The organism is Burkholderia sp. Cy-637, assembly GCF_011753175.1.
Classification (GTDB): Bacteria; Pseudomonadota; Gammaproteobacteria; order Burkholderiales; family Burkholderiaceae; genus Burkholderia; species Burkholderia gladioli.
In genome coordinates, this window is record NZ_VWWC01000068.1 from 1 (window position 1) to 15,687 (window position 15,687).

The following is a 15,687-nucleotide window of genomic DNA, read 5'->3' on the forward strand; positions in this document are numbered from 1 at the left end:
TGCCGCCAACTGGAAGCGTTTCGCCGGCTTGGCCGCGGCGCTGGTGCTCGGCATCGGGATCGGCGCGGGCGGCGTGCTGAGCCCGGTCGGGCGCGGCGTGCTGGGCGGCGACGGCAGCGGCGAGGGCGGCGGCTCGATCATCCACGCTTCCTACAGTGGCGAGGCGCTGGCGCGGCAATCGGCGATCGCCTACGTCACCTATGCGCCGATGGTCACGCGGCCGGTGGAGGTGGGCGCCGATCGCGAGCAGGAACTGGTGCAGTGGCTGTCGAGCCGGCTCGGCACCGACGTGCGCCCGCCGGTGCTGACCCGCGCCGGCTACGAGCTGATGGGCGGGCGCCTGCTGCCCGGCGACGACGGTCCGATCGCGCAGTTCATGTATCACAACGCGCTGGGCGAGCGGATCACGCTGAACATCTCGCACCGCAAGCTGAGCTCGGACGTGACGGCCTTCAAGCTCTATCAGAGCGGCCCGGTCAACGTGTTCTACTGGATCGACGGCCGTTTCGGCTATGCCGTCTCGGGCGGGATGGACCGCCAGGCGCTGCTCGACCTGTCGCACGAGGTCTATGAGCAGTTGACGGCCAATGGCGGGCCGCAGCCGGCCAAGTGAGCGGGATGGGCGGCACGCGCGGGGCGGAGGAAACCAACGAGCGGCGCGGGCCCGGGGCGGGCGCGATGCGGATCCGTCGCGTCGCGCCGGGCGAGGAACCCGCGCTGCTGGCGATCTTCCAGTCCTCGGTGCGCGGCCTGGCCTCGCGCGACTACACGCCGGCGCAGATCGACGCCTGGGCGCCGCTCGCGTCCGACGCGGCCTGGTGTGAAGCCTGGTGCCGGCGGGTCGGCGCGAACCATCCCTGGGCGGTCGAGATCGAGGCCCGGCTGGTGGCCTATGCCGACCTGCAGCCCAGCGGTTATCTCGATCATTTCTACGTGGCGGCCGAAGCGGCCGGGCAGGGCATCGGCGCCGCGCTGATGCGGCACCTGCTCGGCATCGCGCGCGAGCAGGGCATCGACTGCGTCATCGCCGACGTCAGCCTGCGCGCGCGGGCCTTCTTCGAACGCTTCGGCTTCGCGGTGGAGCTGGAGCAATGCGTCAGCGTGCGCGGCGTGAGCCTGCGCAACGCGCGCATGCGTCTCGCCGTTGCCGCCGCTCCCGCCGCTCCCGCCGGTCCCGCCGGTCCCGCCGGCCCCCTTCCTGCCGGCCCGCTCGCCGGCACCCCCCTCAACGATTGACGTCGACCACCAGCCGGCCGCGCACCTTGCCGGCCAGCAGCTGCGCGCCGGCCTCGATGGCTTCGGCCAGGTCGATCTCGCGCGTGATGGTGTCGAGCTGGGCGAGATCGAGCGTATCGGCCAGCGCGCGCCAGGCGGCCTCGCGCTCGGCCTTCGGCCGCGTCACGCTGTTGATGCCCAGCAGGCTCACGCCGCGCAGGATGAAGGGCGCGACCGTGGCCGGCAGCGCCATGTCCTGCGCCAACCCGCAGGCGGCCACCGCGCCGTCGGCGCGCAGCGAGGCGCAGACATTGGCCAGCGTCACGCCGCCCACCGAATCCACCGCCGCGGCCCAGCGTTCCTTCTGCAGCGGCTTGCCGGGCTCGGACAGCGTCGCGCGATCGATCACCTCGGCCGCGCCGAGCGCGCGCAGGTAATCGGCCTCCCCGGTCTTGCCGGTCGAGGCGACCACGCGATAACCGCGCCGCGCCAGCAGCGCGATCGCGAAACTGCCCACGCCGCCGCTCGCGCCCGTCACCAGCACCTCGCCGCGCGACGGGTCGATCCCGTGCCGCTCCAGCGCCAGGATGCACAGCATCGCCGTGTAGCCGGCGGTGCCGGCGGCCATCGCCTGCCGCGCCGTGAGCCCCGCGGGCAGCGGGATCAGCCAGTCGCCGTTCACGCGCGCGCGCTGCGCGAGGCCGCCCCAGTGCTGCTCGCCCACGCCCCAGCCGTTGAGCAGCACCGCGTCGCCGGCGCGATAGGCGGGATGCGAACTCTCAGCCACGGTGCCGGCGAAATCGATGCCCGGCACCATCGGGAAGCGCCGCACCACGGGGCTCCTGCCCGTGATCGCGAGGCCGTCCTTGTAGTTCAGCGTGCTGTATTCGACCTCGACCAGCACGTTGCCTTCGGGCAGGCGGTTGTCGTCGAGCGTGTCGAGGCGCGTGCGGCTCTTGCCGCTTTCGTCCTGGTTGATCAGGAGGCAGTGGAACGTCATGCATCACTCCGGGGGAAGTCGGTCCGCGGGCGGACGGGCACGGCCCGTCGCCGGCCGCGCGCGAGGCAGGCCGGCGAGGAAGCCGTCGAAGAAGGTGTCGAGCGGCGCGCCGTCGCGCAGCAGCCGGGCGCGCAGCACCGCGCCTTCCCAGCCGATCCAGAAGAAGGCCGCCAAGCGCTCGAGATCGGCGTCGGCCGCGAGCGTCCTTTCCTGCTGGGCCTCGCGCAGGCAATTCGCGATGCGCGCCTGCCAGCCCGTGAAGATCGCCGAGAGCCGTTCGCGGAAGCCTTCGGGCAGCGCGCCCGCCTCCAAGCCGAGATTGCCGACCAGGCAGCCGCGCGTGAAATCGTGGCGCGCCATGCCGGCCTTGGCGTCCTCGACGAAGGCGGCGAGCCGCGCCAGCGCGGGCTGGCTGTCGTCGAGCAGCCAGCGATCGAGCTTGGCGATGAAGTAGCGGTCGTAGGCGTCCATCAGCTCGCGTCCGAAGGCGTCCTTGCTCTCGAAGTAGTGATAGAAGGAGCCCTTCGGGATGCCGACGCGCTTGAGCACGGCGTCCAGGCCGGTGGCGGCGAAACCCTGCTCGGTCAGCAATTCCATGCCGGCGCGCAGCAGCACGCCGCGCGTGTCGGCATGCGCGGCGGGGTTCTTCGGGGGACGGCCGCGGCGCGGTTTGGCGGGGATCGAGGACATGCGGCGGATTTTAGACCGATCGTCTATAAAATTCAAAGGGAAATCTGAAGGCGCCGCCGACCAGCGCGGATCGGGGCGTTTCAGGCCAACGGGAAGGGCGTGGCGGGGGCGAGATCGAGATGCTGCGCGGCTTGCGCGATGAAACACCGGCTCTCGTCGTCGTAGTCGCAGCGCGTGACGGCGGCGCGGCGCGGGCCGAGGGCGTCGCCCGCGTAGTCGATCAGGTTGACCGAATTCGGCGTGCCGGCGCGCAGGCGGCGCGACACGGCCGTGCCGCCCTGGACCATGAACACCGGCCGCTCGACGGCGCCGTCGCGGCCCGCTTCGTCGTCGCGCGGCGTGACCCGCCAGGCGCCGGCGCGATGCGTGTGCCCGCCCAGCACCAGGTCCGCGCCGGCCGCCGCCCAACTGCGCAGGGCGATCTCGCCGCCATGCAACTGGTCATGCCGGTTCGCGGGCCCGATCGCGACGATCGGCTGGTGCACCACCACCACGCGCAGTTGCGCGGGGCTCGCCAGCGCGAGCCGTCGCGCCACGCGGGCCACCTGTTCGGCCGAGATCTCGCCGGCCGTGTGGCGCGCCGGGCGCGTGGTGTTCACGCCGATCGCCAGCAGCGCCGGCGCGTCGAACACGGGCTCGAGTTCCTCGCCGAAGGCGCGCCGGTAGTTCGCGTAAGGCTGCCGCCAGCGCGCGACCAGGTCGAACAGCGGCAGGTCGTGGTTGCCGGGGATCGCCAGCACCGGCTGCGCGCCGAGCCGCGCCACGAAGGCACGGGCCGCCTCGAACTGATGCCGTCGCGCGCGCTGCGTGAGATCGCCCGAGATCACCACCAGCTCGGGCCGCGTCTGTTCGACCAGGCGCACCAGCGCATCGACGGCTTCCTGCCGTTCGGCGCCGAAATGCGGATCGGAAATCTGCAGCAGCCGGCTCATTGGCGATTGCGCTCGGCCTGCTCGGCCTCGGGCTTGAGCAGCCGCAAGGCACGCTCGCCGACGCGGAACACCAGCGGCAGTTGCAGCCGCAGGATCTCGCCGTCGGTGGCCACCTTCACCGGGCGCGGCCGGCGCCGGGCCGAGCGGCGCGTGAGCGTGAAGCGCTCGAAGCCGAAGCCGATCACGTCGTCGGCGTCGCGCATCCGGCTGAACGCGCCGCGCAGCGACAGCAGGATCTGGGCGAGCCGGCCATGCGCGAGCGGCGCCATCGCCACCAGCATGCCCTGCGCGAGCAGCGGCGCCTCGGCCGCGCCCACCTGTTCCAGTTGCAGCCGGTTGTTGGCGACGAACAGCGTGGTGGTGCGCAGCTCGCGGGTGGTGCCCTCGTGCTCGACATGCAGGTGCAGCAGCCGATGCGGGCGCAGCAGGGTGGCGATCGCCGAACCGAGCGCGACCAGCCGGCTGCGGCCGAACTGCCGCTTGTAGGCCTCGCGCTGCTCGAGCAGGCGCGGGTAGAGGCCCAGGCTGGCATTGACCAGGAACAGCGCGTCGTTGACGAAGCCGACCTGTACCGGATGCACGCGCGCGCTCAGCAGCAGTTCGATGGCCTGCTCGGTGTCGGCGGGGATGCCGTGGTCGCGGCTGAAGTAGTTGAAGGTGCCGCGCGGCAGCACGCCGAACACGCAGCCCGCGTCGTAGGCGGCGCGTGCCACGGTGCGCAGCGTGCCGTCGCCACCCACGCCGACCAGCACGCCGTGGCGAGCGCGCTCGGCGGCCTCCGCCACGCTGGCTTCCAGCCGTGACGGTTCGGTGACGGTCACCAGTTCGTAACGGCGGCCCGCGCGGGAAAACGCGGCGTCGAGCTGGGCGGCCAGGGTGTCGAGTTCGCGCCGGCGGCCCGAGCCGGCGTTCACCACGAAGATGCAGGGCGCGTCGGGCGCGGGAGCGGGTTCGGGTGCGGCGCCGGCGGGCGCGGATTGCGCGGCGGATGGCGAGCTCATCGGGCGGCCCTCGTGGATGGGGAGGCTTACGATTCTATTTCAGTCCGGCCGGCGCGCGCAGATCGGGATGGCCCGGAGGTATCTCCAGCGGGCTCTGTCCCTGTCGATTTCGGCTGGCTACACTGCGCGATTACGCTCGCCGAACGCCGGCAGCCCAGACAACGAACACCCGCGGAGGAGACGCGCAGCATGACGACCCACGACACGACCCAGGCCAGCCGCGACGCGGTGGCCGTCACCACCTGGCGCGGCCCCTCGCTGGAGAACGTGCATCGCGCGCATATCGCGGTGGTCGACGAGACGGGGCGCTTGCTGGCCGGCTTCGGCGACGCCTCGCGCTTCACGCTGGCGCGCTCGGCCGCCAAGCCGGCGCAGGCGCTGGCGGTGGTCGAGACCGGCGCGCTGGAGCGCTTCGGTTTCGACTCGGCCGATCTCGCGCTGATGTGCGCCTCGCACAGCAGCGAGGCGCGCCATGTCGAGCGGGCGCGGGCGATGCTGGCCAGGCTCGGCGCGAGCGAGGACGACCTGCGCTGCGGGCCGCACGCGCCCTTGTCGGATGCGGTCTGGCGCGACTGGATCCGCCGCGGCATCGAGCCGAGCGCGGTGTGCAGCAACTGCTCGGGCAAGCACGCCGGGATGCTGGCCGGCGCGCGGGCGATCGGCGCGGCGCTGGCCGATTACCACCTCGAGGCGCATCCGATCCAGCAGCGCGTCAAGCAGGTGATGGCCGAGGTTTGCGACCTGCCCGACGCGGCGGTCGAATGGGGCATCGACGGCTGCAACCTGCCGACGCCGGCGTTCCCGCTGGACCGGCTGGCGCGTCTGTACATGAAGCTGGCCGACGCGGCTGACCGGGTGGATGCCGCGGGCGCCGCCGGGGCCGCCAGCGCCGCCTGCACCCCGCGCGTGGCCGCGTTGGCACGCCTCTATCACGCGATGACGCGTCATCCCGAATTGGTGGCGGGGGAAGGGCGCTTCTGCACGCGCCTGATGACGGCCTTCGAGGGGCGGCTGGTCGGCAAGCTCGGCGCCGATGCCTGCTACGGCGTCGGCATCCGCGCCGGCGAGGATACCCGCCGGCTGGGCGCTGCCGGCGCGATCGGGCTGGCCGTCAAGATCGAGGACGGCCATGTCGGGGTGCTGGCGATGGTGGTCTGCGAGGTGCTGGCGCGCCTGGACATCGGCACGCCGGCGCAGCGCGCGCAACTGGCCGCCTTTCATCGCCCGCCGATGCGCAACACGCGCGGCATCGAATTCGGCCACGCCGAGTTTCCGTTCGAGCTGGCGGCGCCGGCCGCGCCTTGAGGCGCGCCGCGCGGCTCGGGGCGGCATCGGCTATCGAATTCGGCGCTGCCGGGTCCCGTTCGAACCGGCCGCGCCGAGCGTGTCGAACGGACATCGAGGCGCCTCGCGCGGCCCGAATCGATGCCCGTCGGGCCCGCCCCGCGGTCCACCCCGCAGCTCGCCCTGCAGCTCGCCCTGCAGCCCGAGCAGGCGGCCCGAGCCGCCTTACTCCGCGCTCGCGCTGCTGGCCGCCGAGGGCGGCTTGCTGAAGCGGATATGGGCGATGCGGCGCACCAGCCAGGCGGCGGCCACGGCCGCGCAGCCGGCCAGGGCGATACCGATGTGGATCGACTGCACCATCACCCGGCGCGCCGCCTCCAGCAGCGCGGCGCCGTCCAGCCCGGCCGCATGCAGGCGGTCCAGCAGCGTCCCGGCCACGCCGGGGTCGACCAGCACGCGCGGGTCGGCCAGCTGCGGCAGCCATTGCGCCGAGACGCTCGCGCCCAGCACGCTGATCGACTCGGCCACGCCGCTGGCGTAGTGATGCTGGACGATGGTGGCCAGCACGCTGGTGCCGAGCATGCCGCCCACCATGCGCGTCGACTGCAGCAGCGCGGTGGTGATGCCGAAGCGTTCGCGCCCGGCGATCTCCTGCGCGAAGATGTTGAGGTTGTTGAGGATGAAACCCAGGCCGATGCCGACCGCCGCCATCGCCACCTCCAGGATCCAGTGCGAGGTGCCGGGCCCGGTCAGCGACAGTGAGGCCGAGGCGGCCGCCAGCAGGCCGAAGCCGACCGAGAGGATCAGGGTGGGCCGCTTCAGGCGCGTCACGATGCGGATGTTGATCAGGCTGCCCAGGGCGATGCAGGCGGCGATCGGCGTGGCCAGCAGGCCGGCCGCCTCGGGCTCGAGGCCGAAGCCGCCCTGCAGCAGCAGCGGCGCGAAGAAGATCAGCGAGAACATCACGAAGCCGGCCAGCGTGGAGAGCAGGAACAGCGTGACCAGTTGCGCGTCGCGAAACAGGTCGAGCGGCACGATCGGGTGGGTGGCGCGCCGCTCGCAGGCCAGGAAGGCCACGAAGGCGGCTACCACCAACGCCGCCAGCGTCAGCGTGCCGGTGCCGATGCCGCGCGCCGGCAGCGCCTCGATCAGGAACTGCAGGCAGCCCAGCATCAGGCCGACGAACAGCGCGCCGGCGTAGTCGATGCGCACCTTGCCCTCGCGCGGGCGCACGAAATGCGGCAGGTGCCGCCAGATGTAGTAGAGCGCCAGCGCCCCCACCGGCAGGTTGATCAGGAAGGTCGAGCGCCAGCCCCAGTGCTGGCTCAGCCAGCCGCCCAGCGAGGGCCCGGCGGCCGTGCCGATGCCGTAGGTGGCCGCCATCACCACCTGCCAGCGCACGCGTTCGCGCGGATCGGGGAACAGGTCGGGGATCGAGGCGAAGGCGGTGCCCACCATCATGCCGCCGCCCACCCCCTGCAGGGCGCGCGCCACCGCCAGCATGCGCATGTCGGTGGCCGCGGCGCACAGCACCGAGGCCAGCGTGAAGACGATCACCGCCGCCACCACGAAGCGCTTGCGCCCGAAATAGTCGCCCAGCCGCCCGAAGATCGGCACCGTCACCACCGAGGCCAGCAGGTAGGCGCTGGCGATCCAGGCGTAGTACTCGAAGCCGTGCAGGTCGGCGACGATCGAGGGCAGCGCGGTGCTGACCACGGTCTGGTCGAGCGCGACCAGCATGTTGACCAGGCCGATGCCGAGCATCGCCAGCAGCGCGTCTCGGAAGGGCAGGGAGGGCGAGGAATCGTTCACGGCGGGGGCGGGGCGCGGGCGCGGCGGCAAAGCCTGTCACGATAGCGAGGCCCCGCGCGCAGCGCAACCGCTTTGCGGGCGGGGCCCGCAAAGCGCCGTCTCAGACGGTTTCCTCGAACACCGTATGGAACACCACGCCGTCGAACATGCCGATCAGCGCGCGCGACTCGACCTGGCTCTCCAGCCGGGTGGGCGAGGCCAGCGCCGCGTCGATCGCGGCCTGGTCCTCGAAACGCATCGTGATCACCAGCGGGAAGGCCGGCTCGCCCACGTCGCTGTGCTGCTGGCGCAGCACGCGCACGTCGTGCGCGCCGGGAAAGCGCGTCCAGAGCGGCACCAGCCGGTTCTCGACATGGTCGTAGAAGCGGGCCTCGCAGCCGGGCTTGATGCGGCCGCTGAAATACGCGCAGCGTGTCAGCATGTTGGCGGCTCCTGTCGGCGGGCGGTGGCGGTGGGGGACGAAGGCCGCCGCATCAGCCGCGTCCCACGAAGGGCATGTGGCTGGCCATCACCGTCATCGACAGCACGTTCGCGTCGAGCGGCAGGCTGTCCATGTAGAGCACCGCGCGCACCACGTTGTCCATGCTCATGCGCGGCTCCACCTTCAGCGAGCCGTCGGCCTGCAGCGTGCCCTGCGCCATCAGCTCGCTCATGTCGCTCACCACGTTGCCGATGTCGATCTGCCCGCAGGCGATCCCGTAGGCGCGCCCGTCCAGCGAGGCGGCCTTGGTGAGCCCCGTGATGGCGTGCTTGGTGGCCGTGTAGGCGGCCGCCTGCGGGCGCGGCGCGTGCGCCGAGATCGAGCCGTTGTTGATGATGCGCCCGCCCCGCGGCTGCTGGCGCTTCATCACGCGGAACGCGCCCTGAAGGCACAGGAAGGCGCCCGTCAGGTTGATGTCGACCGCCTGCTTCCACTGCGCCACCGCCAGGTCCTCCAGTGAGCATTGCGGGGTGAACACGCCGGCGTTGTTGAACAGCAGGTCCAGGCGCCCCCAGTGCGATTCGATGGTGTCGAACAGGCGCTGCACGGCGGCCTCGTCGCCCACGTCGCAACTGATCGGCAGCGCGCGCTCGCCGGCGCCCGATTCGGCCGCCACCTGCTCGAGCGCGTCGAGCTTGCGCGCGGCCAGCGCGACGCGATATCCGGCCTGCAGCAGGCCGAGCGCGACGCTGCGGCCGATGCCCGAGCTGGCGCCGGTGACCAGGGCTACCTTGGAATTCATCCGTGACTCCTTGCTTGAGGTTGGCGGCCGGGCCGCGCGCGAGGGCGGGCCGGCCGGAATGCGTTCAATGGATCGCGTCGTCGAGGTCGGTCAGGTCGCGCCCGCGCGTCTCGGTCGACATCGCCACGCCCACCAGGGTCAGCGCCGACAGCACCGCGGTGTAGAGGCCCATCACCCAGAACGCGCCGCCCGCCAGGCCGATCAGGTAGATGCCGAGGATCGGCGCGAGGCCGCCCGAGAGCACCGCGCCGATCTCGCGCGACAGCGCCACGCCAGAATAACGGTAGCGGTTGCCGAACAGCTCGGCGAAGTGCGCGCATTGCGCGCCGAGCATGCTGTTGGCGCCGATCGCCAGGCCGCCGAACATCGCGACGGCCACCCACACCGGCTCGCCGGTGCTGACCATCCACCACGAGGGCACCGACCACAGCAGCATGAAGATCGCGCCGGCGCGATAGATCGTCTTGCGTCCGAAGCGGTCCGACAGCGCGCCGAACAGCGGCGTGGTGATCACGCTGGCGAGCGTGGCGATCATCGCGCAGGAGGTGCCGATGCGCGCCAGTTGCGCGGCCGGCAGGCCCAGGCGGGTGGCCACCGTGCCGCCCAGGAAGGCGATCACGATGGTGGTGTAGATGGTCGAGCCGCCTTGTTCGGCCAGGCGCATCAGCACCGCCGCCGCGACCGGGCGCCGGGCTTGCCGGAGCACTGCGCGCATCGGCGAGCGCGCCACCTGGTGGCCGCTCTCCAGCGCGGCGAAGGCCGGGCTCTCGCGCAGGCGCAGGCGGATCCACACCGCCACGGCGATCAGGATCACGCTGGCCAGGAACGGCAGGCGCCAGCCCCAGGCGAGGATGGTGGCGTTGTCCATCAGGTGCTGCAGCAGGCTGAAGGTGGCGGTGGCGATGCCGAAGCCGGCGAAGATGCCGACGAAGGGCAGGGCCGCGAAATAGCCGCGGCGCGGCAGCGGCGCGACCTCGGCCATCAGGGTCGAGGCGCCGGCCTGCTCGGCGCCGGCGCCGAAGCCCTGGATCAGCCGCAGCACGATCAGGCCCACCGCGCCCAGCGGGCCGGCCGGCAGCAGGCCCACCAGGGTGGTGGACACGCCCATGATCGCGATCGTCATCAGCAGTACGAACTTGCGGCCCTTGCGATCGCCCAGCGAGCCGAAGAACAGGCCGCCCAGCGGGCGCGCCAGGAAGCCCACGCCGTAGGTCGCGAAGCTGGCCAGCAGGCCCGCGTGCGCATCGAACGAGGAGAAGAACACGCGGCTGAAGATCAGCGCGGTGGCCAGGCCGAAGATCGCGAAATCGTAATACTCGAGCGCGCTGCCCACCGCGCTGGTCAGGATCGCGCGGCGCAACTGGCGCGCGGAAACCGGCGCGGTACCGGTGATATCGGCCGCATCGGGGGAATCCGGCCGCGTGGCGGTGGCCGGGGACGGCGTCACGGGCGTGATCGCGTCGCGGTTGATCGTCATCTCTGCTGTCTCCATGTTCCGGCTTTCTTGTCGTCGCCCGCCTATGCCGCGGCGCGCGTCCGGTAGTGACGAAACCGGTCCGTCCACTGCGTGGCGACAGACCTTTTCGCATCGGTCCGGCAAAACCCTGTGGCCTGGAACGAGCGGCTTCGGCTACACTTGGTTATCGGTAACCAAGCGATGCAAAATCTAACATGAAGGAGATGCGGATGTCCAAGGAAGAGTTATTGGTTGTTACCCGATATCCCGAGGCCGACATGATCGTGCTGGCCGAGCGCTACACGCTGCATGTGCTGGCCGAGGCGCCGGATCGCGCGGCGCTGCTGGCCGAGCTGGCGCCGCGCGTGAGGGTGCTGGCCACCAATGGCGAGTCGGGCGCCGACGCGGCCCTGATCGACGCGCTGCCGAGGCTGGAGATCATCGTCTCGTACGGCGTGGGGGTCGACGCGATCGATCTGGCGCATGCCGCGGCCAAGGGCATCCGTGTGACGAATACGCCCGACGTGCTGACCGAGGACGTGGCCGACATGGGCCTGGCGCTGATGCTGTCGGTGGCGCGCGAGATATCCCGCAACGATGCGCGGGTGCGGGCCGGCGAGTGGGGGCGCGAGCATTTCGCGCTGACCTCGCGGATGTACGGCAAGCGGCTCGGCATCATCGGCCTGGGCCGGGTGGGGCGCGCGGTGGCACGGCGCGCGGCGGCCTTCGAGATGCGCATCGGCTATCACGACCGCTTCCGCTTCGAGGACGTGCCCTATGCCTATCACGACAGCGCGGCGGCGCTGGCAGCCGATTCCGACTACCTGATGGTGTGCGCGGCGGCCGACCAGATTCCGCGCGGCGCGATCGGCCGCGAGGTGTTCGACGCGCTGGGGCCGAACGGATTCCTGATCAATATCGCGCGCGGCAGCATCATCGACGAGCCGGTGCTGATCGACTACCTCGCCGACGGCCGGCTGCGCGGCGCCGCGCTCGACGTGTTCTGGAACGAGCCGGCAATCGACCGGCGCCTGCTGGCGCTGCCCAACGTGGTGCTGCAGCCGCATCGCGCCAGCGCCACGATCGAGACGCGCGCGGCGATGGCCGAGCTGCTGCGCGCCAACCTGGAGGCCTACCTGGCCGGCCAGCCCTTGGTCACCGAGTTCACCGCGCATCTGCGCAAGACGAACTGAGCGCGAGCCGGCGATTTCGCGGCACAAGAAAACCGACGCGGCGCGTCGGTTTTTTTATCGGCGGTCGGGCATCAAGCGCTTTCGCGCGCCACGATCTCGTAAGGAATCCGGATCAGCGGCGGCGCCTCGTGCAGCGTGCGCTCGGCGCGCGCCGAGGCGATCTCGCGGCGCGAGGCGTTGGGCCGCTCCGAGCCGTCGATCGCGGCCAGCATCGACAGGCCGGTGGAATGGCCGATCCCGTAGGCGTCGACCGAGACGGTGGTGATGGTCGGATAACAATGGCGCGCCACCTCGAAGTCGCCGAAGCCGGCCACCGCGATATCGTCCGGCACCTTCAGCCCGAGCCGGTGGCAGGCCATGATCACGCCGAAGGCGTGGATGTCGCTGGTGCACATCACCGCGTCGGTATCGGGCCATTCGGCCAGCAGCCGGTTCAGCGCGGCGCTGGCGTTCTCCATCGCCTTGCCGTGCGCCATGTCGGTGCCGGATTCGTCGTGCTTGACCTCGCGCGTGATCTCGCGCGGCGCTTGGCCCGCGGCCTCGACCGCCGCCAGATAGCCGTTGCGCCGCGCGATGCCGCGCCGGTCCAGGTGCGTGGTGCCGCCGACGAAGCCGATCCGTCGATAGCCGCGCCCGTAGAGATGGCGCACCATCGCGCCCGCCGCATCCTCGTTCGAGAAGCCCACCACGCGATCGATCGGCTTGCCCGGCAGTTCCCAGGTCTCGATCACCGGGATGCCCACCTGCTTGAGCATGGCGCGCGCCTTGCTCGTGTGATGGCCGCCGGTGAGCACGATGCCGCGCGGCTGGTGGCTCAGCAGCGAGCGGATCAGCGATTCCTCGCGTTCCACCATGTAGTCGGTATTGGCCAGCAGCAGGCGCAGGTTGCGCGTCTCGACCACGTCGTTGATGCCGCGCACCGTGTCGGCGAAGTTCGAGCTCGACAGCGAGGGCACGATCACCGCGATCACGTTGTTGCGGCCCGAGGACAGCGCGCCCGCCACCGCGTCGGCCACGTAGCCGGTCTTGCGCACCGCGTCCATCACGGCCTCGCGCGTCGCGTCGCTGACGTGCTGGCCGGTCAGCACGCGCGACACCGACATCTTCGACACGCCGGCCAGGCGCGCGACGTCGGCCATGCGCACGGGCGCGCCCGGCGCGAGGGTGCCCGGCTCGGGCGGGAAATCCTTGTTGTTTGAACTCATGGTCTCGGAGGCGGCCTTCGGGTCGTGGCCGCCCGCGCGGCGGGCGGCAAACGCCAATTGTAGCCGCAGCGGCCGGGGGTTCCGGACCTGGCCCTGTCCTTGCCGGCGGGAGGCGCCGGCAAGGTCCGCGAGCGTCTATTGCTCGGCGGGAAAATGGATGCTCGCGACCGGCGAGAAATCCCCGGGATCGCGATCGATCAGCCGCGCCGGCGAATAGTCGGCGAGCAGGCCGTCGCGACGCTGGTGGACCAGCTCCTCGGCCACCAGGCGCCCCAGCAGCGGGCCGAGCGTCATGCCGCTATGCGTGGCGACCACGTAGGCGCGCTGCCGCGCGGTGACGAAACCCACCGCGGGCAGGCCGTCGGCCGGCCGCGAGCGCTGGCCGACCGAGAGGCGCTCGATGCGCGCATGCCCGGTATTGGCGAACAGGCGGCGCAGGCGCGCCAGCATCTCGCGCCCGACGTAGCCGTCGACGGCGGCCTGGTGGACGGGATCGGCGCGATCGTCGAGATCGGTCGCCTGCAGCAGCAGGCGGCCGCCGCCGTCGGGCCGCACGTTCAGCTCCGGGCCGATCAGGTTGGCGCGCAACTGCACGAATTGCGGATTGGTCGAGGCCAGGAAACCGCAGGCGCGCTTGTCGGGCCGGTTGGCGTCGAGCATGGCCAGCGACACGCCGAGCGCCGGCATCAGCTCGGGCGTCCAGCGGCCGGTGGCGAGCACGCAGTAGTCGCCTTGCCAGCGTTCCCCTGTCGACAGGTCGAGCGTCACGCCCTGCGGCGTCTCGGCGATGTCGACCACCGAGACGGACTCGCGCAGCACCGCGCCGTGACTGCGCGCCTCGGCCCACAGTCGCGCCATCAGGATCGACGGCGAGACCAGCGCCTCCTCGGCGAAATACCGGATCGTGCCGCTGCGCGCATCGATGCGCAGTTCGGGGATGCGCTGCTGCAAGCTTGCACGCGACACTTCCTCGACGGCATAACCGAGCGCCTTCAGGGCCGTTGCGCGCGCATCGAGTTGCGCCTGCCTGGCCGCGTCGATCGCCCATTCGTAGGTGCCGCACACGTCCAGCCAGCGCGCCTCGCCGGCGCCGCCGTCCTGCAACGCGACATGCTCGGCCATGCCGGCGCAGTTGAGCGCGTGGTAGCTGTCGGGTTGCTTGCCGTTCGAATTGATCCAGGCGAAGGTCGTGCTGCTGGTGCCCGAGCCCAGGCGCGACTGTTCGAGGATCGACACCTGGGCGCCGAGCCGGGCGAGCGAACGTGCCACCGACAGGCCGATCACGCCGGCGCCGATCACGGCAATACGGGGAGTGCTTGAATTCATGGGATATCCGCCTCAGAGATTCTGCGTCAGACCCGACCAGACGATTTCCAGTTCCAGCGCGATCGAGCGGGCCAGGCCGTCGAGCCCCTGGAACAGCGAGGCATTGGTGATGTTCATGCGGTACAGCCACTTCATCGCGTCTACGCGCAGCGCGCCGGGCAGCACCAGCTTGTGCAGCAGTTCCTCGTCGCTGTCGTAGCCGTCGAGGATCGCCTGCAGCGGCTTGTCGATCACGCCCGGCAGCACGAAGGTGCCCGACTGCGACACCAGCCGCTCGTCCATCGCGCTCGGCTCGCCGGACCAGAGGATCTCGTTGGTATTGGAGAGGAAGTATTTCTGCAGGTTGTCGCCCACGCGCGGATCGATCACGTCGCGCGACAGGCCCGGGCGCGGCTTCGGCACGGCCCGGTTGTTCCAGAGCGCCGGCGTGTTGAGCGCGAAGATCGCTGCGTCGCCGGTGGCGCGCTCCAGCGCGAAGAAGGCCGCCACGAAGGGGCTCTTGGTGAAGTCGAGCAGCCGCGTGGGCGCGCCGTGGTGCTGCATCAGGGCGAGGCAGCGCAGGTCGTCGTCGAGCGTTTCGGGGTGGGGCAGGAAGTTGTGGGCCTTGCGCCGGAACACGCGGATCGCGCGCTCCTCGCGAGAAGGCCATTGCCGGCGGTCGGGGACGTAGTCGCGCAGGTAGCGCGACAGCGAGCTCTCGAGGCGCCAGTCGGCGTTCTGCTGGCCGCGAAAGGCCCAGCCGTCGAGCTCCGTCGCCAGCGCCATGAATTGCTGCCAATCGGACAGTACCGTGGTCTGCATGCTCTCGTTCCTGTGGCGTGATCGATGCGGGGGCCGCCCGCTCATGCCCGACGATTATCGTTGCGCCGCGTGACGTTTCGCAACCCGGAGTTGGTAATCGGCGCGATTCGCGGCGAAGGCCACGGACAAGTGGGCGAGTCTTGGGAAATTAATATTATTAGTCATAATCTCGAACCGCCGTCGCTGCGATTCGGCCTTGCGCAGCCCGCCGCGCCGATGCCGATCAGCTCGAGCCGGCCTCGATCGCAGCCGCTGCATGCGAGGGCGACGAAATCTCCGGCGCCCTCGTTTTTCCTGCGCCAGGCAAGCAATCAGACCGACCTGTCGTTTCCCTCTACCGAGCCCCGCGGATTCGCCGCCTCAAGCGAAGGTCATTCCAGGCAAGCCTAGGGGATTGTCCCGACTCGTAAATCCGGGTTCGCAGGAAATATTATTAGTAACAAATATCGCTCATGAATATTGCCTGATCGACGGGTTCCCCGATCGGAACCGGCCGGGCGGCCAAGCCAGATGAAGGGCCGCGACAGGCGGCAAGCGATCGTCGCGACG

14 protein-coding genes and 1 pseudogene are annotated in these 15,687 nt (G+C 70.9%); 4 read left to right on the top strand and 11 right to left on the bottom strand.

From position 1 onward, the window contains the following. Positions 1–613 (top strand): annotated as a pseudogene (locus F3J10_RS18570) (anti-sigma factor); the annotation flags it as partial. 5 nt (positions 614–618) lie between these two features. Further along, positions 619–1,236, top strand: coding sequence for a GNAT family N-acetyltransferase (locus tag F3J10_RS18575; RefSeq protein ID WP_240155634.1), 618 nt, complete (start codon positions 619–621; stop codon positions 1,234–1,236). On the opposite strand, the gene F3J10_RS18580 is transcribed toward F3J10_RS18575, so the two are convergent. From F3J10_RS18580 to F3J10_RS18595, 4 genes are all read right to left on the bottom strand, one after another. After that, complete coding sequence (locus F3J10_RS18580) at positions 1,226–2,215, bottom strand: MDR family oxidoreductase (protein WP_167242714.1); 990 nt, start codon at positions 2,213–2,215, stop codon at positions 1,226–1,228. The two genes, F3J10_RS18575 and F3J10_RS18580, sit on opposite strands and share 11 nt — an antisense overlap. Before the next feature lie 3 nt (positions 2,216–2,218). After that, entirely contained in the window at positions 2,219–2,905 is a 687-nt protein-coding gene (locus F3J10_RS18585; RefSeq protein WP_167242715.1) for a TetR/AcrR family transcriptional regulator, read from the bottom strand. Positions 2,906–2,985: 80 nt separating this feature from the next. Then, positions 2,986–3,837 (bottom strand): metallophosphoesterase, encoded by an 852-nt coding sequence (locus F3J10_RS18590; protein WP_167242716.1) that lies wholly within the window; start codon positions 3,835–3,837, stop codon positions 2,986–2,988. Further along, the gene (locus F3J10_RS18595) at positions 3,834–4,838 is read right to left on the bottom strand and encodes a diacylglycerol kinase family protein (RefSeq protein WP_167242717.1); all 1,005 of its coding nucleotides are present in this window, start codon (positions 4,836–4,838) and stop codon (positions 3,834–3,836) included. Before F3J10_RS18595 ends, F3J10_RS18590 begins: the two co-directional genes overlap by 4 nt. A 189-nt stretch (positions 4,839–5,027) precedes the next feature. Between F3J10_RS18595 and F3J10_RS18600 the strand changes: the two genes are divergently transcribed. After that, on the top strand, positions 5,028–6,143 hold the full coding sequence (locus F3J10_RS18600) for an asparaginase (protein WP_166913586.1): 1,116 nt from the start codon (positions 5,028–5,030) through the stop codon (positions 6,141–6,143). 204 nt (positions 6,144–6,347) lie between these two features. On the opposite strand, the gene F3J10_RS18605 is transcribed toward F3J10_RS18600, so the two are convergent. From F3J10_RS18605 to F3J10_RS18620, 4 genes are all read right to left on the bottom strand, one after another. Further along, positions 6,348–7,886, bottom strand: coding sequence for an MFS transporter (locus F3J10_RS18605; RefSeq protein WP_167242726.1), 1,539 nt, complete (start codon positions 7,884–7,886; stop codon positions 6,348–6,350). A 148-nt stretch (positions 7,887–8,034) separates the two neighbouring features. Then, on the bottom strand, positions 8,035–8,355 hold the full coding sequence (locus F3J10_RS18610) for an antibiotic biosynthesis monooxygenase (RefSeq protein WP_036033180.1): 321 nt from the start codon (positions 8,353–8,355) through the stop codon (positions 8,035–8,037). Positions 8,356–8,407: 52 nt separating this feature from the next. After that, a complete protein-coding gene (locus F3J10_RS18615; RefSeq protein ID WP_167242718.1) occupies positions 8,408–9,157 on the bottom strand; it encodes an SDR family oxidoreductase in 750 nt (249 codons plus the stop codon). Positions 9,158–9,221: 64 nt separating this feature from the next. Further along, positions 9,222–10,634 (bottom strand): MFS transporter, encoded by a 1,413-nt coding sequence (locus F3J10_RS18620; RefSeq protein ID WP_025101785.1) that lies wholly within the window; start codon positions 10,632–10,634, stop codon positions 9,222–9,224. 209 nt (positions 10,635–10,843) lie between these two features. On the opposite strand from F3J10_RS18620, the gene F3J10_RS18625 reads away from it, so the two are divergent. Then, a complete protein-coding gene (locus F3J10_RS18625; protein ID WP_167242719.1) occupies positions 10,844–11,806 on the top strand; it encodes a 2-hydroxyacid dehydrogenase in 963 nt (320 codons plus the stop codon). Positions 11,807–11,877: 71 nt separating this feature from the next. Here the strand turns inward: F3J10_RS18625 and F3J10_RS18630 are convergent, their stop codons facing one another. The 3 genes from F3J10_RS18630 to F3J10_RS18640 form a co-directional block, all read right to left on the bottom strand. Beyond that, positions 11,878–12,945: a LacI family DNA-binding transcriptional regulator gene (locus F3J10_RS18630; protein ID WP_025101783.1), complete on the bottom strand. Its 1,068-nt coding sequence runs from the start codon at positions 12,943–12,945 to the stop codon at positions 11,878–11,880. Between the two features lie 201 nt (positions 12,946–13,146). Continuing rightward, positions 13,147–14,337, bottom strand: coding sequence for an FAD-binding oxidoreductase (locus F3J10_RS18635; protein ID WP_167242720.1), 1,191 nt, complete (start codon positions 14,335–14,337; stop codon positions 13,147–13,149). Between the two features lie 12 nt (positions 14,338–14,349). Continuing rightward, positions 14,350–15,138, bottom strand: a complete 789-nt coding sequence (locus F3J10_RS18640; protein WP_013698133.1) for an FRG domain-containing protein — start codon at positions 15,136–15,138, stop codon at positions 14,350–14,352. Positions 15,139–15,687: the final 549 nt, after the last annotated feature.